The organism is Streptococcus bouchesdurhonensis (assembly GCF_948472335.1).
On the sequence record NZ_CAOKTW010000001.1, the window covers coordinates 549,661 to 570,298 of the forward strand.

Genomic DNA, 20,638 nt, shown 5'->3' on the forward strand with positions numbered 1-20,638 from the left:
AAAAATTCTTTCTTACATTTTTAGACATAGAAAAAGAGCCAACAAATATTTCAGTTAGATCTTGACTTTGTTCATTCTTCCTTCTTATTTTCCTTCTTTATCAGGAAATAGATAACCAATACCTACACAAGCTAGGACACCTGCTCCAATCACCAATCCGCTTGAAATTGGCAAAAGGTCCAAAATTGCATTCGCAATGATAAAGGCAATAATCAAACACATCAGACTAGCCTTGTAATCCTTTTTCAAAAGATTCTCTAGAGTGAAAAAGAGAAACAATCCTACCGGAATCAGTGACCAGAGGTTGACATCTAAACTTGGCCAGCCTACAGAACCAAAATACAATACTGTCGCTGCTGCTACCAAAAATACAATCCCCAATAATTTTTTCATTTGTTTATCTCCAATTTCTTTTTTAGGAACTTGAGTTATCTGATAGTGACACCTCACATCCCTTACAAAAAACATTATAGCAGAGGAGTTTTTCAAGAACAAGGCCTTTTGCCTATCTGGTCTAAATATAAGTCTAAGTGGTTCAATAGTTAAGATAAAATAAAAAGAAACCCAGTCGAATGAGTTTCATCACTTTGCCGATTGCAGGGTTTGAACCTGTGACCTTCGCGTTACGAGTGCGGTGCTCTACCAACTGAGCTAAATCGGCGATTACACTTACAGTATAGCACTCTGAGGATGGATGTCAAGGAATTTTCATTCCTATTAGAAAAAGCCTGTCCTGAGACAAGGCTTTGAGTTTCTTCCTCTTAGGATCCTGCACTTTCGTAGGCATCCAAGCCCCTATCCCAAAGTTTAAGGGAAATGACAAAGAAAACCAGAGAAATCAATATCAAACCTCCGACGTTAAAGATTACATCCTTGTCCTGCAAGAAATAGCTGGCAGGATAGTAGGCCGTAAAGGCAAAAGGTACAATAAAACTGATTAACCATCGAAGAAGCGAATTGTAAATAGAAATCGGATACTTGGCAAAGTCATTAAACATATAAAAAATGTAAATCATGGCACCTGACTGCTTGGTCCAAAAAGCGATACTAGCTGTCGCGATTTTCAAGGAAGTATAAATCAAGGTCGCAAAAGGAATACAAACTAGAAAAAGCAGGAATTTGGGAAGAGTCCAAGCAATGCTAGTCACTGTTGTTCCCAGTAGGATACCACCAACCAAAAGTTCGCCTAAGGCATCAATCTGAAAGGTTTCAACTAGGATGTGAAAGAGGGGATTGATAGGACGAGTCAGATACTTGTCAAACTCACCTTTTCTCACCAAGCGTTGCCCTAGCGCCCAGAGATTATCAAAAAAGAGATGGTCCAACCCCTTAGGAATCAAGGAAAAGCCATAGATAAAGGCGATTTCTTGAAAAGTCCAACCTTCTAGGGATGGAATATGTTGAAAAATGACATTGAGAAATAAGAGGTTCAAGCCTTGAGTTAGAAAAACTCCCAGCACACCAACCACAAAATCCACCTTGTATTCCATGATTTGTTTGATGTATTGTCTGATAAAAATCAGATGCATGCGTTGATATTTTTTCATACTAACCTCCCTGAATGGTAATAAAGGACTGGACTCGTTTCCAAATCAACTGAGACACCCCCACCATCACTAAGAGCCAGAAAAACTGCAAAGCGAGTGCCTGAAGAATCTGACTAGCATCGTATTTCCCAACAATAATCATAACCGGAGTATAAATCAAGGATGAAAAAGGCAGAAAGGACAAAATATCTGATACCACCTTGGGAAAGAAAGCCAAGGGAATTAAACTCCCAGACATAAAGGCCACTATGGAAGTCTTTAGTAGATTGGAACCCCATAGATTTTTAAACACAAAGGCAGAAAATCCAAAGCAGATATTAAAGAAAAAGTTAATCAGGTAGGCTAGCGTTAAGCTAAAAAGATATAGAGCAGTTAAGCCCAGCACTTCTACAATACCTTGCCCCGATAAGACTTTCATCAAAACAATGACACTTAAAAATGGCAGTCCAACAGATATAAAAATCAACCACTTGGAACCAAGTTCAGTGAAGAGATAAGAGGCCGCAAAATGCACTGGTCGCAACAAACGCATGATGATAGAGCCATCCTTTACCTCCTCCCCAATCATAAAAGACGAATCTGACTTGGTCAACAGATTAGTCACAAAACTCATGATGATGTAGAGGGTGATATCTGCCATACTGAATCCCTGAATCAAGGACTCCTGCGAGGAATCAAAGACTGCCTTCCAGAGATAGAAAGCCACAAATGCTCCCATCACATCACCAATCCGATAGAGAAGAAAATTGACTCGATAGGTAATCAACTCCTGAATCCCTGCATTGATAAAGGGTTTATAACGTCTCCACAATTTGACCATCTTAGAGCTCCTTTCGGTAGAAGCGACGGATAATGTCCTCGATATCCGTATCCACCATCTTCAAATCTCGGATGTCAAAATCAGACAGGGTTTGCTTGATAATGTCCGCCGACTGGTAGCGGGAACTATCAAATTCAATATTGAGACTATTTCCTTGTCTATCAACGGTCATATCAGGCAAGCCTTCATAGTGAGAAGCGAGATGACTTTGCCCTGGCACCAATTCAAAGGATAGAGTCTTCATCTTGCCAAAGGTCTCCTTGAGCTGACTCACCGTTCCATCAAAAATCTCCTGCCCCTTGTCAATCATGAAAATCCGATTACATAGCTGCTCAATATCACTCAGATCGTGAGTCGTCAAAAGAATGGTTGTTTCTTCTTCCTGATTGATTTGGGTAATGGCCCGACGAATGTTATCCTTGACCGAAACATCCAAACCAATGGTCGGCTCATCTAAAAAGAGAACCTTGGGATTGTGGAGCAAGGAAGCTGCAATGTCCGCCCGCATGCGTTGTCCCAGTGAAAGAGTTCGCACAGGGTCCTTGATAAAGTCCTTCAAATCCAAGACTTCATTCAAAAAATCCATGCGCTTATGAAAGAGCGAGTCTGGCACATCATAAATCTCCTTCAAGACCGTGTAGGTCTCTTGTAGAGCCAAATCCCACCACAACTGGGTTCTTTGCCCAAAAACAACCCCAATATCCTTGACATAATCTTGGCGATTGTTCTGTGGAATCTTGCCATTAATCCGACAAAAACCAGATGTCGGTTTCAAAATCCCAGTCAGCATTTTAATGGTTGTCGACTTCCCTGCACCATTGGCTCCTATAAATCCTAAAATTTGTCCTTTTGGAACCTCAAAGGTCAAATCCTTGACCGCTTCAAAGGTCTGCTTTTCAGGATGAATAAAGGAGCGCAAAGCCCCCTTCAAGCCCGGTTCCTTAACAGTCTTCACAAAATTTTTCTGAAGATGTTCCACTTCTATCATTGCCATATCTATCTCCCTATGCAAGGAATAGCAACATTGTATTTTTGACTACAAGTCTTCTAAATCCTTACTTTCTATACCTTCTACATTTTATTACTACAAAAGGCTTTATACCAACCTATTATAGTCCAATAAAAAACAGAATGCAAGCGTTTGCCTAAAGTTTATAAAATTAGAGATTCCTCTCTTAAAATAATACTTTTATTCAAAAATTCTGGCTTGATAGTTTCCTTAAAACACAAAAAACCCACCCAATGGGCAGGTTCTATCTGTATTATTCAGCTAGATTAAGCTTTACCTTCTGAACCGAATACGTCGATACGTTCTTCAACTGATGCTTGGATAGCTTTTACACCATCAGCCAAGAATTTACGTGGGTCGAAGAGTTTTTTCTTGTCGTATTCTGCTTCGTTTGCTTCGTAGTCACGAGCAAATTTACGAGTTGCGTTAGCGAATGCGATTTGGCATTCAGTGTTAACGTTAACTTTCGCAACACCAAGTTTGATAGCTGCTTGGATTTGCTCATCAGGGATACCTGATCCACCGTGCAATACGATTGGGAATCCTGGTACAGCTTCAGTCAATTTTTGCAAATGATCAAGGTGAAGACCTTTCCAGTTTGCTGGGTAAGGACCGTGGATGTTACCGATACCAGCTGCCAAGAAGTCGATACCAGTTTCAACCATTGCTTTAGCGTCTTCGATTGGAGCCAATTCACCATCACCGATGATTCCGTCTTCTTCACCACCGATAGTACCAACTTCAGCTTCCACTGATACACCATTTGCATGTGCAAATTCTACAACTTTACGAGCTTTTTCAAGGTTTTCTTCAACTGGAAGGTGTGAACCGTCAAACATAACTGAAGTATAACCAACTCGGATACACTCAAGTGCATCTTCGTAGTGACCGTGGTCAAGGTGGATAGCTACTGGTACAGTGATACCCATTGATTCAACAAGGTTAGCGATCAAGTTGCGAGCAACTTTGTAACCACCCATGTATTTAGCAGCACCCATTGAAGTTTGGATCAAAACTGGAGCTTTTTTAGCTTCTGCTGCGCGCAAGATAGCTTGAGTCCACTCAAGGTTGTTTGTGTTAAATCCACCAACTGCATAACCGTTGTCACGAGCTGCTTGGACAAATTTTTCTGCTGAAACGATTGCCATTTTATCAGGCCTCCTGTATATTTTTATGGGTCATCCCATTTACATTGTTCATTTTATCACTTTTTGACAAAAAAATCTAGTTTTTCCCGCAGTTTCGATTGAATTTCTTCTAGCTTCATCTATGTAAACCCTTTCTCTGCCTAGTCTTGGGCAACTTTTGGAAAAGCTATGAAGAAGGTTAAGCGGTTCTCTTGCATTTCGAACCGGTAAGGTAATTTTTCATGTTCTAATAAACTTTTAACAACAAAGAGCCCCATCCCCGACCCCTTAGCCTTGCGACTAGCATTGTCAGAAAAAGACTGAGCCAGTCTTTCTTGTTCTTCAGGACTACAGCTATTCTCGATAAAAAGTTCCCCTTCTCTTTCGCCAATGCGAACCAAGCCACCTGGAACAGAATGCTTGATAGCATTGCTGATGAGATTAGATAGGATTAACTTCATCACAGATGGATTTAGATAAGCCTGCTGGTGGTTCAAACTATTGTCAATCTGAAGTTCTCTCTCCTTGGCTAGCAAGACATAATCTTTGACTAGAGTCTGCGTCATCTGGAGGAGATCTATTGTTTTCCTATCATCTCGTAATTCCTGCACAGAAGAGAGGGAAAGTATCTGCAGAACATGGTGATTGAGCTCATCCACAATCCCTAAGGCCACTCCCAGATAGCGGTCTCTATCCTTATAACGACCGACATTTTCTTTCATGTTTTCGATCAGAATTTTCAAACTGGCCAGAGGTGTTTTCAATTCATGAGAAGCCCCTCGCAAAAATTCGACCTTCATCTTTTCCAGCTGGAGAATGGCTTCATTCTTGTCATGCAAGTCCGCAATGACAGTTAAAAGGTGCTGGTAAAGGCTATTGATTTGTTCCTTGAGATCCCCAATCTCATCCTTAGAATCCACGCGCAATCGCACTTGGGCATCCAAATCCATCATCCGACGGGTCACCCGCTTGATTTCCAAAATCGGGGCAACAATGGTCCGAGCATAGATGTAGGCTACCAAGAGGGAAATCAGAAAGGAGGCCAACAAGGTATAGGGCAGAAATTGAAGACTAATCTGCTCTGCTTCCTTTTGCAAATCCATGGAGGCCAGAAACTGGAGAGTCATGCTTCCACCGTCTTGTGTTTTCACCTCGCGCTCCTCAATAAAGAGGGAGGTGGTTTGGCGGTCTGTATCCAAAGGAAGACTGTCCTTAACCTCCAACTTGTCCTCGGTCATCTCGCCCTTAACGGCCCCCTTGATATCACTAGTCTGGGAATACAAGTCTAATACTTGCTCGATGCTCTGCCTATCCTTACCTTCTAGGGACTGGGCAATAGCTGTCGCTTTCTGGCCAATGGTTTCCTGACGATGGCTCAGATAAGTCGAGGGAAAGAGAAAATAAATGGCTAAATGAAGGCAAATAACCAGAACACTAAAAATCGAGAAGGTGTAGATAAATATCTTTGTAAATAAACCTGTTCGTTTCATTTTCGCTCCAATTTATAACCAACATTGCGCACAGTGAGGATGCAGTCCAAATCTAGCTTTTTCCGCAATTCCTTGATATAGACATCAATGACACGGTCAAAGGGAACCTCATCTGTCGCTTTCCAGACCGCATCGATAATCTGAGAACGAGTCAAGGCCCGGCCTTCATTTTTCACCAAATAATCAAGAATTTCCAACTCTTTAGCATTGATGGCTACTTCCTCACCTGCTAGGCTTGCACTGTAGCTTTCAAAATCCACTTTGGTATCCTTATAGGAGAAGATTCGCCCCGTATCATAGTAGCGCTTGAAAATCGCATCTACCCTCACTTTTAAGAGGGAGAGGGAGAAGGGCTTTTCCAGATAGCCATCTGCTAGCGAAGCAAAGGCACTCATCTTGTATTCCTCATCCTGAAAAGCTGTCAACATCAAGACAGGAACCTGACTAGTTTTACGAATCTCAGCTAGGACTTCTAGGCCATTGAGCTTGGGCATTTGGATATCCAGTAAAACCAAGGCTACTTCATAGCTAGAAAATTGCTCCAAGGCTTCCTGACCGTCCGCCGCTTCAATAGTTTCATAGCCACAATCCGTTAAATAGTCACTGATCCCTTCACGGATCATCTCTTCATCTTCTACAATTAAAATTTTCATACTTTAACTGCTCTCTATTTTTTATTTTTCTTAGAATAAATACCTACTCTATTTTTATTATAGCCTCTTACTAACCTTTTGTCTTTAAGAAACTTTCTACTAGATAAAACAAAGAGAGCCTATCGCTCTCTCTGCTCACATTTGGCTCTCTATGGAATGAAAATTATTTAGCTGCTTTTGAAAATGTTACAACGTAGTTATAATCTTTCCCATTAGCTTGATATACATAGTCCTCTTTAAAAGTATAGCCGCGTTTGCTCAACTCTTCTTTCTTAGCATCAACTTGGCTCTTAACCGCTTCTTTCACCTGTTCATTTGTTGAACCTTCCGTGACTTCAAGAGGAGTTCCATTGATATCTCCTAGGAAACCTGCAATATCTTTCATTTGATCAAAGTTATAAAAAACATTGACTTTGACCTTTTGAGGAGCTGGCTGTTCTAGACTTCTACGATTTCTGCTAGCGCGTGGTTGAACTGCTGGAGCCATTCTGAAACCTGAAGTTCCTGTAGCCTCCTTAGTGAATGTAACGACATAGTTATAATTTTTCACAGTAGTATCTTGTTCAAAAATAATGTCATTTTTCACATGATACCCTCTAGCAGCTAGGTCTTTTATCTTGGCTTGAATTTTTTCTTTTACTAATTCTTTTGCCTGTGCTTCATTCGTTCCAGCAGGAATTGTGACAGTATTATCTTCTCCCGGGTCAGATAGGAAGCCATGAATATCTGGCATTCCTGCGAAGTTATAGCTAATATTGACAGTTCCATCTGGTTCTGATGTTGAACGTGCCACTCTTCTTGCTCTTGCTTGAACTGATGGGGCATTTCTAAAACTTGAAGTCCCTTCTGAAGTTGAAGAAGGTTGTGCTGGAGTTGTTGCTGTAGCTTCACCTGATCCATGACCTATTGCTGTACTTCCATCATTAATAGTAGTACCCTCATTACGACCATTTGTTAAATTATCTTTATTATAATTTGGTGCTGGTAATTCTTCACCTGGAACATTAATCTCATCAATCTTAGTTTGATATTCATCCGTAGCGTCTACTGCTGCATCGTGATCTTTAGCATTATTTATCGCTTCTAATCCTGCTTCTTTTAAATCTTTTAATTGAGCTTCTAACTTAGCTTTTTCTGCTTCATCTTTAACTTTTTCAATTTCACTAAGTTTTGAAGCCGCAATTTTTTCAATAACATCTTTTCCATCTTTTTTTGCTCCCTCAAGTTTTTCATCTTTAGGTGCTACTTCTTCAGACGGAGTTTCTTCTTTGGGTGTTGCAACTGGCTCTTCCGCTTTCGGTGATGGAGCTGATGGTTCCTCAGCTTTCGGTGTTGGAGCCACTGGCTCGTCCGCTTTTGGTGCTGGTGTCGTTGGTTCTTCTGCTTTCGGTGCTGGGGCTGCTGGTTCTTCCGCTTTCGGTGCTGGTGTTGCAGGTTCTTCCACTTTCGGTGCTGGTGTCGTTGGTTCCTCGGCTTTCGGTGCTGGCGCCGTTGGTTCTTCCACTTTTGGCGTTGTAGCCGCTGGTTCCTCCGCTTTTGGTGCTGGCGCTGCTGGTTCTTCCGCTTTCGGTGCTGGTGCCGCTGGCTCTTCTACTTTTGGCGCTAGAGCTGCTGGTTCCTCGGCTTTTAGTGCTGGCGCTGCTGGTTCTTCCGCTTTCGGTGCTGGTGCCGCTGGCTCTTCTACTTTTGGCGCTGGGGCTGCTGGTTCCTCGGCTTTTGGTGCTGGGGCTGCTGGTTCCTCAGCTTTCGGTGCTGGGGCTGCTGGTTCCTCAGCTTTCGGTGCTGGTGCCGCTGGCTCTTCCACTTTCGGTGCTGGGGTTGCAGGTTCTTCCACTTTCGGTGCTGGTGTCGTTGGTTCTTCGGCTTTTGGCGCTGGTGCCGCTGGCTCTTCTGATTTTGGTGCTGGTGCCACTGGTTCCTCTGCTTTTGGCGCTGGTGACACTGGCTCTTCCGCTTTTGGCGCCGGTGCCGCTGGCTCTTCTGATTTTGGCGCCGGTGCCGCTGGTTCTTCTGATTTTGGCGCCGGTGCCGCTGGTTCCTCTGCTTTCGGTGCTGATACTGATGGCACTGGAACTTCAGAACTTGGATTTGAAGCTACAGGTTGATTTGTAGCCCCTGTATTTGAAGGGGCATTGTCTGTTACTGGACTTGATTCACCTGAATCAGCACTAGTTGTAGCGCCCAGTGATGGAGTATTTGAAACTTCTTCCCTTGTTTCTGCTTTTAGCGTTGCTGTGACTGAGGTTTCTGATTTCGATGCCGGAGATACTGACTCTTCAGCTCTCGCTGCTGACACCACTGGTGTTTCCACAACTACTGGTGTCGTTTGTTTAACTGTAGTAGTTTGCTCTCCAGTTACAGTATCTGTCTTTGTTTCAACTTCATAACTTTGACAGCTACCAGAATTATCAATTGACACTCGCTGTCTTTTGACTTCTGTATTTCCATCTTTTAGAAAAGTCTCTTCGCTAAAATACAATTTATTATTGACAAAAATCAAATCTCTATTTGCAATACGATTTATCTCAACTAAACTATCAACAGATAGTCCTGTTGCTCCACTAATAGCACTCAGTGTATCTCCCCACTTAATAGTGTAGTGTGATAAATTGTCTATATTTTGAATATCAGCTTTTACTTCTGCAACTGTTCTGGCTACCCAAACACCATCTTGTTCGTTAGCGGAAACAGTTGGAGCTAAAAAGCCCAGTCCCAATAAAATCACACCTGTCGCAACAATTGCACCAGTTCTTAATTTTCTAAAGCCACGTAGGGATAATGTCCCTCTAACATTTGTTTGTCTCATTGTTTTCCTCACTATTTTATATTTTTTAAAAAGGCAAACTCAGCCACAGTAGGCCCGTCTACCTTTGCAGTCTGGATAGGTATCTACAGGTTTTCTATTTATTTAAAAGCAAATTATGAATAAATTTTTATGCATATTTGAATATAGAAATTGCAAATTATCCTTCCACTGAATTCAACGATTTTAGTATATCACATACACCAGAAAAAGTACAAAGAAAGCAACTGAAAGCAATGATTTTCACCACTGCTTTCGACTCTATTTTGAATTGTTAAATATGCATTCTCTATCCACCATTCTGGAATAGAAAAACAAGATGCAATCTTTATTCCAGACTAATTTTTTTAAACTTATTCACCATCCAGCAAGAGCTCTTTTGGTTGTTTTCTGAGGAGATTGCTTGAAGCAAGCGCCATAACGAGAACCACTAGAACCAAGGCTAGGACAAAGACGATGATAAAGTCTGATGTCTGAATGGAAATATCTAGGCTCGACAAGGTCTTGCTAAAGCCATCTACTTCTGCGCCACCACCAAGGTTAGAGGCCTGTGCAGCCTTGCTGGCTTGCTTGGCAACACCTGAAGTCACATTGGTAAGAACAGTATTTCCGATTGCACGAGCAGTGTAGCTGGCTAGGAAGTACGCAGAAACGAGAGCAGGAATGGCAATCAAGATGGATTCAGTAATGAATTGCCCCAAGATACTTGCCTGCTTGAGACCGATAGAAAGGAGAATTCCCACTTCCTTGCGACGGGCATTGATCCAAAGACTAAGCAAGAGGGCAAGGAGAAGAACTGAGAAGCTCAAGCTACCCCAGAAGAGGAGGTTGGCCATCTTATACATGCCAGAGATGGATTGCTCTAGAGCTGGGTAGTTAGAGGAGCTCTTCACCAGTGTGTAGCTCTTCCAGTTGATACCACTGATACCATTCAACTCTTTCATGACATCATCCAAATTCTTGTCTGCTGTTACAAAGAAAGTTGCATCTCCATAAATAGCTGTGTCTTCTGTGTATCCATAAAGTTTCGCAGCAGTGTGAATGTCTGTGATAGCTGTGTTTTCGTAGAGTTCTTGCGAGTAGGTTACTGCTGACTTATTGTGACCATCAAAGAGTCCCTTAATTGTCACTTCAACTGTTTCCTTGGCTCCTTTTTCATTGTCTGCATCATAGACATTAGAGTCCAATTTGACCTTATCTCCAACTTTCCAGCCGTGTTTGGCTGCCAAGTCCTTGTGCAGGAGGATCTTGTCTTTGTCGTCGTTGGTTAAGTGCTCACCTTCGACTAATTTATAAGATCCAGAGACAAACTTGTCTTCTTTGGAAGAGTCATTGACACCAGTGATCATCAAGCTGCTTCCAAAATGTTTAGCACGATCAGGTGTTAGATTTTTCTTGGTATCTGGCGTTTCAATCAGGTCATATCCAGTCAAATCCCCGATAGCGTTGATACGTTTAACATAAGACTCGATGGCCTTGTTTTCAGTGATTTTTTTGATATCTTCACCCTTGATATTCCCAGCACCACGTGGCGTACCTTGATTGACGCGACGATTGATTTGCATGGAGAAGCTATTGGTGATATTTTTAAAGGTCTCCTGAGAAGCCTTAGCAGTAGCTCCCTTGATCGACAAGCCGACCAAACTCAAGCTCGCCATGAGGAGAATAATCAGGAAGATGACAATCGATTTGAAAAACTTCCTTGTAACATAGGCAAATGCGTTGTGTAACATAGGTTCCCTTTCTAGATGTTGTTCTATTTTATAGTTCTGATACTCAATGAAAATCAAAAAGCAAACTAGGAAGCTAGCCGTAAGCTGTACTTGAGTACGGTAAGGCGATGCTGACGTGGTTTGAAGAGATTTTCGAAGAGTATAACAGAAAAAGCTCATATTATTTCGTAGTATTGCGAGTTTCAGTCAGTTTCTTATCCTTCAACTCAAGTGTAATATCTGACGCCTGTGCCACTTCTTTACTGTGGGTGACGACGATCACACATTTACCTATTTTCTGGGCAAGTGATTTGAGCAGTTCGACAATATCTCCAGCAGTTTTAGGGTCCAGATTTCCCGTTGGCTCATCCGCTAGAATCACTGGAGCTTCTGAGACCAGACTACGAGCGATAGCAACACGTTGCTGTTGACCACCTGATAACTGGAGAACATTCCGCTTGATCTGACTTTCATCCAAACCAAGCTCAAGAAGTGTATCCTTGCTTGCCTTTTTGTTGACCAAGCGGATATTTTCCAGTGGAGAAAGATAATCTATCAAGTTATAATTTTGAAAGACCAGGGAAATATGGTGCATGCGATGGTAAGAATAGCCCTTCTTACGAATATCCTCTCCTTGAAAAAGGATAGAACCTTCAACAGGACTATCTAGACCAGCAAGGAGGGACAAGAGTGTGGATTTTCCTGCTCCTGACTCACCAATAATACTGTAAAATTTCCCGGGTTCAAAATTATAATTGATCTGATATAGGACTGCTTCAGCAGTGTTCTTATAACGGTAGGTAATGTCTTGTAATTGTAATAAAGTCATGATTTCTCCTTCTTAACTGATAGATGATAAAATTTCTTTCGGCGATTTTCTAAATAAGAATAGGAAACAAAGGGCTACAGATAAGCAACTAAGCAGAACTAGAAAAACATAGGATTCTGCAAAAGATAAGATGCTGGTTGATAAACTGCTTGTTTTGGCTAGTGTATCTTGTAAGCTTGCCTGATCTCCACTTGCTAGGACAGTTTGGAGCAGATAGGATGTAATGGCATTTCCAGCGATAAAGGATGGAAGCAAGGCACCGAGAGATACCAAAACTACCTCTAAACAGAATTGTAGGAAAATCGAACTCTTGCCTTTTCCAAGTGCCAGAAGAATTCCCACTTCGTAGACCCTTTCTCTCAACCAGAGAGACAAGACCAAAATTAAGGCTCCGGCTCCTGCTATCAACATCCCATAAAGGAAGATGGTCAGAAAGGTTTGGAAGGTAGCAACTGAGTCTTTGATTTGTTCAAAGGCCTTGTTTTCCTTCTCGACTTGGTAGCCTTGATTCTCCAAAACCAAGTTTTCTACCTGATTCATGAGTCCGTCCATTTCCTTAGGATTTTCTACATAAAAGCGTGCTGCACTGACTAGAGGTTCACCATTTCCCAAAAGGGTTTGGCTACTTTCATAGTCTGTAAAGACCTGGTTTTCACTGAAGTCAGAAGACAAACCTGTAAATTTCTCTTGTTTTTTACCAGAGAAGATTCCGACGATTTCAAACTCGACAGTTTGTCCTTTACCAGCTTCTGACTGACCAGCATCTAAGGCAATCTTGTCATGAAGCGAAAGACCGTTCTTCTTAGCCAACTCTTCGTGGATCAGGATTTTCCTTGAATCTCCTTTTTGAAGATGTCGCCCTTCTTTTAGATTGAAAGCCGAACTGGTAAAGGTCACATCCTTGGATGAATCCTCAAGAGACGTTAAGCTAACCAAGTTCTTGTCTGCAGCTGATAAATCATCACGCTCCACGCTCTGCTCGCCACTCACCGCTTCCTTGTCTTTTAGTTTTGCAATCGTCTCCAGTTCAGGAGAAACATTTTCCAGTCCCTTAATCTTGCTTACAGATGCTAGGTCTAACAACTTGAAGGTCTGACCATTTTCTATCTTCTTAATAGAAAAAGAGGTGTTGAGCGATTTGTAAAGATTGGTTTCAACCGTTTTGTTGGACTTCATCAGAGTCAAACAGGCTGAAATTCCGGCCAATAGGACCAATAAAATTAGAAATAAAATAAAACTTCTCAGTCGTTTTCTGCTGACATAAGCCCAAGCTCTTTGGATTGGATTCATTTGTCACCTCCATATTTGTAAGACTATTATAAAATCCAAATATGAAATGTTTATGAAATACAAAAAAAGAGCAAAAATTTTTTGCTCTACTTGAATTAGATAAAAAAAGAGCTAGCCTAAGCTAACTCTTATCCTATGCGGAGAGAGGGACTTGAACCCTCACGACCTAAAGCGGTCACAGGATCCTTAGTCCTGCGCGTCTGCCAATTCCGCCATCCCCGCGTCGATTACTTTACTAGTATATCAACTTTTAGGATGCTTGTCAACACTTTTTTTCAATTTTTTTCATTTCATCTACTAAATTACTCTGAAATTTCATTTAGATTTTCATCTACTAACTTAGCTCCAAGTGTATTTTTGAAATGACCTAGGGCAAATTGATGATTTTCAGGCCAGATAGATGCAACAGCCGGTTTAACAATCTCGATGTCATATCCTAGATTATAGGCATCTATAGCTGTATGCAGGACACAGATATCCGTCAAAACTCCGGTTAAAATAACTGTAGAAATTCGACGCTCTCTCAAACGGATATCTAGATCAGTACCCGAAAAAGCTGAGTAATGACGTTTATCCATCCAAAAGACACGACTGTCTGAACCATGCTCTTGATAAAAGGCCCCCAAATCTCCGTATAAATTCCGTCCACTAGTCCCAATCAAATTGTGAGGAGGAAACAGCTTGCTTTCTGGATGGAAACAATCGTTTTCTTCGTGAGCATCTATTGTAAAGAAGATGTAATCTCCTCGTTCAAAAGCTAATCGAGTTACCTTGCTGATGGCATCCGAAATCTCCTGAGCTGGAGCGCCTGCTGTCAATTTTCCACTATCAGCAACAAAATCTTCTGTATAATCAATCGAAATTAAAGCCTTAGTCATTAGTAATCTCTTTTCTTCACTTCTTCAAAAATATCTGAAATCAAGACCTTAAGATAGGTTCCCTTCATTCCAAGTGAGCGACTTTCAATAATCCCTGCAGACTCAAGTTTACGAAGGGCATTGACAATCACAGAACGGGTGATTCCGATACGGTCTGCAATCACAGACGCAGTCAACTGCCCTTCATTTCCATTTAATTCCCCTAAAATCGCTGAAACAGCACGGAGTTCGGAGTAAGAAAGGGTGTTGACTGCCATGGTAACAGCAGTACGGCGGCGAATATTTTTCTCATCTTCTTCACGTTGGAAATTAAGGAGTTGAATCCCAACAACGGTACTGGCAATCTCAACAAGAATCAAGTCCTCGTCTTCGAATTTTTTATCATTGCGCCAAATAATCAAAGAACCAAGTCGAATCCCTGATACATGAATCGGTGCAATTGTTGTCAAACCATCTGGAAAGTCGGCACGACTTTCCACAGGAAAAATACTTAAATCATGATCAACTGTCAGATTGGCTTCTGTATCGTAGATCATGTTCGCACCTTGAATGTAGTCATCTGGGAAAATCTTAGTTTGGAAGAACTGCTCTACACGATCTGTATTGGTTTTGTAACGCATGAAATAACCAAGGAGACGTCCCTTGCTATTGACGATACAGGCGTTACAGTCAATAATATCTGCCAATTGACGGGTAATCGCATTGTAGGGAAGTTCTTCCTGCAACTGCTCGTCTGAGCGCTTCAGGATAGAAGTAATTTTTCTAGTTTTTTCTAATAAATGTGCCATTTTTCACCTCGAATTTAATCGCTATCATTATAACATAAACAGCTTGAATTTTCAATTATTATCTGAAAATTGCTTATTTAATTGCAATTTGAAAAAACAAGAATATTTTTAATTAAATTGCTTCTTTTCTATTGACAAGCTCCCCATTTTTGTGTATTATAATATTACAAGAAGATAATATATCTATTTTATTTATCTTTCTTTTCCATTCGGTCTCCTTATATAAAAAAGCGGTTCATTTTGAACCGCTTTTTCTTATTTATCGCCCTTGTTACGAATAACAAAGCCTGTTTGCTTTTCGCTTGAAGTATTGCGTGGTTTTTTATTATCCTTACGGTAACGTTTTTCCTTATCAAAACGATCATTGCCACGACTTCCTTTTTTGAAATCATCACGACGACCATTGCCACGGCGATCACGGTCTCGACGGTCGTCCCCACGACGGCCTCCACGACCTCCCTTAGCTTTACCACCGAAGCCATTACCTGATGGTTTAAATGGCAGTGGTTTTTCACGTGCAATCTCCACTTCAGGAAGACTATCTGGATCTTGAACAGTCAGACTCAAGATATACATTGCCAATTCTTCTGGAGTAAATTCGGCAGCTACCTTACGAGCATCCTTACCAAATTTCTCAAAGTTGGCACGGATAGTCTCATCTGCAAAATCACGTTCGATTTTCTTGAGAGCTACGTGTTTTTTTGCTTGGAAGGCTTCTTCTGCACTTGCAGGTTTGAGACCTTTCATGCGTTTCTTAGTCAAGTTTTCAATGATTTGGAGGTAGCCCATTTCATTTGGTGATACGAAAGTAATAGACTGACCTGACTTACCAGCACGACCTGTACGACCGATACGGTGAACATAACTTTCAGGATCTTGTGGAATATCGTAGTTATAGACATGGGTCACACCTGAAATATCCAACCCACGTGCTGCAACGTCTGTCGCAACCAAAACATCAAGATTGCCATTTTTAAAGTCACGAAGGACACGAAGACGTTTGTTTTGGTCTAGGTCTCCATGAATTCCTTCTGCACGGAAGCCACGGATTTTAAGACCACGAGTCAATTCATCTACACGACGTTTTGTACGACCAAATACGATAGCAAGTTCTGGTTGTTCCACATCCATGAGACGAGTCATGGTATCAAATTTTTCTTGCTCTTTAACTCGGATATAGTATTGGTCAACCAATTCTGTTGTCAATTCCTTAGCCGCAATCTTCACATGCTCAGGTTCTTTCATAAACTGAACACCAATACGTTTGATGGCATCTGGCATAGTTGCTGAGAAAAGTAAGGTTTGACGGTTTTCAGGGACACGAGAAATGATAGCTTCGATATCTTCAAGGAAGCCCATGTTGAGCATTTCATCCGCTTCGTCAAGGATAAGAGTTTCAATATCTTGTAATTTCAAGGCCTTGCGTTTAATCAAGTCCAAGAGGCGACCTGGAGTTCCCACCACGATATGGGCACCAGATTTAAGAGCCTTAATCTGTTTTTCAATGCTTGATCCGCCATATACTGAGCGTACTTTGACTCCCTTACTACGACCAAATCGGAAGAGTTCTTCTTGACTTTGGACAGCTAATTCACGAGTTGGAGCGATAACCAAAGCTTGGATGGTCGCTTCTTCTGTACGGATTTTTTCAAGGGTTGGCAAGCCAAAGGCTGCAGTTTTTCCTGTACCAGTCTGAGCTTGACCGATAACGTCCTTGCCTTCAAGGGCCAAGGGAATAGTTTGTTCTTGGATAGGACTGGCTTCTACAAAACCAGCTTTTTCAATCTCTGCTAGCAAATCAGCAGACAAGTTTAATTCATTAAATTTCACGTTATTCTTCTTTCTAAAGGTGGTGCGAAGCCACCCTATAGGACTTAGTTTATACTTTTCTTTTTATGACGTATTTTCATATACTGGATATAAAATCGTGTTGCTTCTTTTCCACAAAAGAAAAGTACTGTTTTCTTTGCAACCTATCTAGTATAACACAAGAGAGAAGCAAAAGATAGCCCAATCCATCGATAAAGTCATGTAAACGATTTTTCTGAGAAAATAAAGTTAAACTTTCCACTATTTCATAAACTTTTTTAAAGCGTAGCAGAATTGTGCAAAAGTTTTTTTCTTGTGCTAGAATGAAATTCGAATAGGAGGAACTCTAAATGTTAACTTATGATTTAATCGTTATCGGATTTGGTAAAGCTGGTAAAACACTAGCTGGTAAATTGGCTTCAGCTGGCAAAAAAGTTGCCCTCATTGAACGTAGCAAAGCTATGTACGGTGGAACTTGTATCAACATCGGTTGTATCCCAACTAAAACTTTGCTGGTTGCTGCTGAGAAAGACTTGTCTTTTGAAGAAGTGATTGCTACCAAAAACACTATCACTAGTCGCCTCAACGGTAAAAACTATGCTACTGTTGCTGGTACAGGCGTCGATATTTTTGATGCGGAAGCTCACTTCCTTTCAAATAAAGTCATCGAAATCCAAGCTGGTGATGAAAAGAAAGAACTAACTGCTGAAACAATCGTCATCAACACTGGTGCTGTTTCAAACGTCTTGCCAATCCCTGGACTTGCTACAAGCAAAAACGTCTTTGACTCAACAGGTATCCAAAACTTGGACAAATTGCCTGAAAAACTTGGTGTCCTTGGTGGTGGAAATATCGGTCTTGAATTTGCTGGCCTTTACAACAAACTTGGAAGCAAGGTTACAGTCCTAGATGCCTTGGATACTTTCCTACCTCGTGCAGAACCTTCCATCGCAGCTCTTGCTAAACAATACATGGAAGAAGACGGTATTGAATTGCTTCAAAACATCCGTACTACTGAAATCAAAAACGACGGTGACCAAGTGCTTGTCGTGACTGAAAACGAAACTTACCGTTTCGATGCCCTTCTCTATGCAACTGGACGCAAACCAAATGTAGAACCACTTCAACTTGAAAACACAGATATTGAACTAACTGAACGTGGCGCTATTAAAGTAGACAAACATTGTCAAACAAACGTTCCTGGTGTCTTTGCAGTTGGAGATGTCAACGGCGGCCTTCAATTTACTTACATTTCACTTGATGACTTCCGTGTTGTTTACAGCTACCTTGCTGGAGATGGCAGCTACACACTTGAAGACCGTCTCAATGTACCAAATACTATGTTCATCACACCTGCGCTTTCACAAGTAGGTTTGACTGAAAGCCAAGCAGCTGATTTGAAACTTCCATACGCTGTTAAGGAAATCCCTGTTGCAGCAATGCCTCGTGGTCACGTAAACGGAGACCTTCGTGGAGCTTTCAAAGCTGTTGTTAATACTGAAACAAAAGAAATTCTTGGAGCAAGCATCTTCTCAGAAGGTTCTCAAGAAATCATCAACATCATCACTGTTGCTATGGACAACAAGATTCCTTACACTTACTTCACAAAACAAATCTTCACTCACCCAACCTTGGCTGAGAACTTGAATGACTTGTTTGCGATTTAAGTTGAGATTTAATCGTGTCGAACAGCCCTCTGAGGGCTGTTTTCATTTCTGCGAAATCTCATACTCTTCGAAAATCAAATTCAAACCACGTCAGCTTCACCTTGCCGTACTCAAGTACAGCCTGCGGCTAGCTTCCTAGTTTGCTCTTTGATTTTCATTGAGTATCAAATCTGTCTTTTCCCTCTTTTATGATATAATAGAAACATGAAATTAAAAACTACTTTTGGCCTCCTAGCTGGGCGCTCTTCCCACTTCATTTTAAGCCGTCTTGGCCGTGGAAGTACGCTTCCAGGAAAACTTGCCCTTCAATTTGATAAAGATATTTTACAAAACCTAGCTAAGAACTACGAGATTGTCGTAGTGACTGGAACCAACGGAAAAACCTTGACAACTGCTCTCACTGTCGGCATTTTAAAAGAGGTTTATGGTCAAGTTCTGACCAACCCAAGCGGTGCCAACATGATTACAGGAATTGCGACAACCTTCTTAACAGCCAAATCTTCTAAAACTGGGAAAAATATTGCCGTCCTAGAAATCGACGAAGCCAGTCTATCTCGTATCTGTGACTATATCCAGCCAAGCCTTTTTGTCATCACGAATATCTTCCGTGACCAGATGGACCGCTATGGTGAAATTTACACAACTTACAAGATGATTTTGGATGCTATTCGTAAGGTGCCTACTGCCACCGTTCTTCTTAATGGAGACAGTCCACTTTTCTACAAACCAGCTATTCCAAATCCTGTAGAGTATTTTGGTTTTGACTTAGAGAAAGGCCCAGCCCAGCTGGCTCACTACAATACAGAAGGTATTCTCTGCCCTGACTGCCAAGGCATCCTCAAATATGAGCACAATACCTATGCCAACTTGGGAGCCTATATCTGTGAAAATTGTGGCTGCAAACGTCCTGACTTGGACTACCGTCTGACAGACTTGGTTGAGTTAACCAACAATCGCTCTCGCTTTGTCATTGACGGACAAGAATACGGTATCCAAATCGGTGGTCTCTACAATATCTACAACGCCCTAGCTGCGGTTGCCATCGCCCGTTTTCTCGGTGCAGATTCACAACTCATCAAGCAAGGATTTGATAAGAGCCGTGCAGTCTTTGGACGCCAAGAAACCTTCCATATCGGTGACAAGGAATGTACCCTTGTCTTAATTAAAAATCCAGTCGGTGCAACCCAAGCTATCGAGATGATTAAATTAGCTCCTTATCCATTTAGTCTATCTGTTCTCCTAAATGCCAACTATGCAGACGGCATTGACACCAGCTGGATCTGGGATGCTGATTTTGAACAAATCACTGAGATGGACATCCCCGAAATCAACGCTGGCGGTGTTCGCCATTCTGAAATCGCACGTCGTCTACGAGTAACTGGCTATCCAGCTGATAAAATTACTGAAACAAGTAGTCTGGAGCAAGTTCTTAAGACCATTGAGAACCAAGACTGCAAGCATGCTTATATTCTAGCTACCTATACTGCTATGCTTGAATTCCGCGAACTGCTGGCTAGTCGTCAGATTGTTAGAAAGGAGATGAACTAATGGTTTATACTTCACTTTCCTCAAAAGCTGGCAATTACCCCTATCAGCTCAACATTGCCCACCTCTACGGAAATCTCATGAATACCTATGGGGACAATGGAAACATCCTCATGCTCAAGTATGTGGCTGAAAAACTGGGAGCCCATGTGACGGTTGACATCGTTTCTCTCCATGATAACTTTGATGAAAATCACTACGACATTGCCTTTTTCGGTGGTGGTCAAGACTTTGAACAGAGTATCATTGCAGACGACCTACCTGCTAAAAAAGAGAGCATTGATAACTACATCCAAAACGACGGTGTGGTTCTGGCTATCTGTGGTGGTTTCCAATTATTGGGGCAATATTATGTTGAAGCTTCAGGGAGACGTATCGAAGGACTAGGGGTCATGGGCCACTACACGCTCAACCAGACCAATAACCGTTTTATCGGGGACATCAAGATTCACAATGAAGATTTCAATGAAACCTACTATGGATTTGAGAATCATCAGGGCCGTACCTTCCTCTCTGATGACCAAAAACCACTGGGACAGGTTGTCTATGGAAATGGAAATAACGAAGAAAAAATCGGTGAAGGCGTTCATTATAAAAATGTCTTTGGTTCTTACTTCCACGGGCCTATCCTCTCTCGTAATGCCAATCTAGCTTATCGCCTAGTCACTACT

General features: G+C 41.6%; 17 protein-coding genes and 2 tRNA genes. 3 read left to right on the top strand and 16 right to left on the bottom strand.

Translation table 11 applies throughout. The annotated features are described in order from the left end of the window. Positions 1-84: 84 nt before the first annotated feature. From QMQ21_RS02650 to cshA, 16 genes are all read right to left on the bottom strand, one after another. Positions 85-393, bottom strand: coding sequence for a hypothetical protein (locus QMQ21_RS02650; RefSeq protein WP_084924005.1), 309 nt, complete (start codon positions 391-393; stop codon positions 85-87). A gap of 195 nt (positions 394-588) precedes the next feature. Next, positions 589-661, bottom strand: a tRNA-Thr gene (locus tag QMQ21_RS02655). A gap of 100 nt (positions 662-761) precedes the next feature. Further along, the gene (locus QMQ21_RS02660) at positions 762-1,547 is read right to left on the bottom strand and encodes an ABC transporter permease (RefSeq protein ID WP_261099441.1); all 786 of its coding nucleotides are present in this window, start codon (positions 1,545-1,547) and stop codon (positions 762-764) included. A 1-nt stretch (position 1,548) separates the two neighbouring features. Further along, the gene (locus tag QMQ21_RS02665) at positions 1,549-2,367 is read right to left on the bottom strand and encodes an ABC transporter permease (RefSeq protein ID WP_261813856.1); all 819 of its coding nucleotides are present in this window, start codon (positions 2,365-2,367) and stop codon (positions 1,549-1,551) included. Between the two features lies 1 nt (position 2,368). After that, positions 2,369-3,361 carry an ABC transporter ATP-binding protein gene (locus tag QMQ21_RS02670; RefSeq protein ID WP_261813857.1) on the bottom strand — a complete coding sequence of 331 codons (993 nt, stop codon included), beginning with the start codon at positions 3,359-3,361 and terminating at the stop codon, positions 2,369-2,371. Between the two features lie 281 nt (positions 3,362-3,642). After that, entirely contained in the window at positions 3,643-4,524 is an 882-nt protein-coding gene (locus QMQ21_RS02675; protein ID WP_023946263.1) for a class II fructose-bisphosphate aldolase, read from the bottom strand. A 140-nt stretch (positions 4,525-4,664) separates the two neighbouring features. Beyond that, entirely contained in the window at positions 4,665-5,993 is a 1,329-nt protein-coding gene (vncS, locus tag QMQ21_RS02680; RefSeq protein WP_049516035.1) for a sensor histidine kinase VncS, read from the bottom strand. Continuing rightward, complete coding sequence (gene vncR, locus QMQ21_RS02685; RefSeq protein ID WP_033679894.1) at positions 5,990-6,646, bottom strand: response regulator transcription factor VncR; 657 nt, start codon at positions 6,644-6,646, stop codon at positions 5,990-5,992. Before vncR ends, vncS begins: the two co-directional genes overlap by 4 nt. A 163-nt stretch (positions 6,647-6,809) precedes the next feature. Further along, on the bottom strand, positions 6,810-9,452 hold the full coding sequence (locus QMQ21_RS02690; protein ID WP_084924016.1) for a LysM peptidoglycan-binding domain-containing protein: 2,643 nt from the start codon (positions 9,450-9,452) through the stop codon (positions 6,810-6,812). 350 nt (positions 9,453-9,802) lie between these two features. Further along, entirely contained in the window at positions 9,803-11,182 is a 1,380-nt protein-coding gene (gene vex3 / locus QMQ21_RS02695; protein WP_084925630.1) for an ABC transporter permease subunit Vex3, read from the bottom strand. A gap of 160 nt (positions 11,183-11,342) precedes the next feature. Next, on the bottom strand, positions 11,343-11,990 hold the full coding sequence (gene vex2, locus QMQ21_RS02700; RefSeq protein ID WP_261813858.1) for an ABC transporter ATP-binding subunit Vex2: 648 nt from the start codon (positions 11,988-11,990) through the stop codon (positions 11,343-11,345). 12 nt (positions 11,991-12,002) lie between these two features. Beyond that, positions 12,003-13,280 carry an ABC transporter permease gene (locus QMQ21_RS02705; RefSeq protein ID WP_261034862.1) on the bottom strand — a complete coding sequence of 426 codons (1,278 nt, stop codon included), beginning with the start codon at positions 13,278-13,280 and terminating at the stop codon, positions 12,003-12,005. Between the two features lie 136 nt (positions 13,281-13,416). Then, positions 13,417-13,502: transfer RNA gene (locus QMQ21_RS02710), tRNA-Leu, on the bottom strand. Between the two features lie 80 nt (positions 13,503-13,582). After that, positions 13,583-14,158: a cysteine hydrolase family protein gene (locus QMQ21_RS02715; RefSeq protein ID WP_261034861.1), complete on the bottom strand. Its 576-nt coding sequence runs from the start codon at positions 14,156-14,158 to the stop codon at positions 13,583-13,585. Then, positions 14,158-14,946 (bottom strand): GTP-sensing pleiotropic transcriptional regulator CodY, encoded by a 789-nt coding sequence (codY, locus tag QMQ21_RS02720; RefSeq protein ID WP_000940721.1) that lies wholly within the window; start codon positions 14,944-14,946, stop codon positions 14,158-14,160. The genes QMQ21_RS02715 and codY overlap by 1 nt, the downstream gene beginning before the upstream one ends. Positions 14,947-15,201: 255 nt before the next feature. Next, complete coding sequence (cshA, locus tag QMQ21_RS02725; RefSeq protein ID WP_284521271.1) at positions 15,202-16,776, bottom strand: degradosome RNA helicase CshA; 1,575 nt, start codon at positions 16,774-16,776, stop codon at positions 15,202-15,204. Between the two features lie 329 nt (positions 16,777-17,105). Between cshA and QMQ21_RS02730 the strand changes: the two genes are divergently transcribed. The 3 genes from QMQ21_RS02730 to gatD all read left to right on the top strand — a co-directional run. Next, positions 17,106-18,422: an FAD-containing oxidoreductase gene (locus QMQ21_RS02730; RefSeq protein WP_023946246.1), complete on the top strand. Its 1,317-nt coding sequence runs from the start codon at positions 17,106-17,108 to the stop codon at positions 18,420-18,422. A gap of 204 nt (positions 18,423-18,626) precedes the next feature. Next, complete coding sequence (murT, locus tag QMQ21_RS02735; RefSeq protein WP_261034858.1) at positions 18,627-19,970, top strand: lipid II isoglutaminyl synthase subunit MurT; 1,344 nt, start codon at positions 18,627-18,629, stop codon at positions 19,968-19,970. Then, positions 19,970-20,638: lipid II isoglutaminyl synthase subunit GatD (gatD, locus tag QMQ21_RS02740; protein ID WP_261813859.1), on the top strand; the 669-nt coding region annotated here is incomplete at its 3' end. The genes murT and gatD, both read left to right, overlap by 1 nt.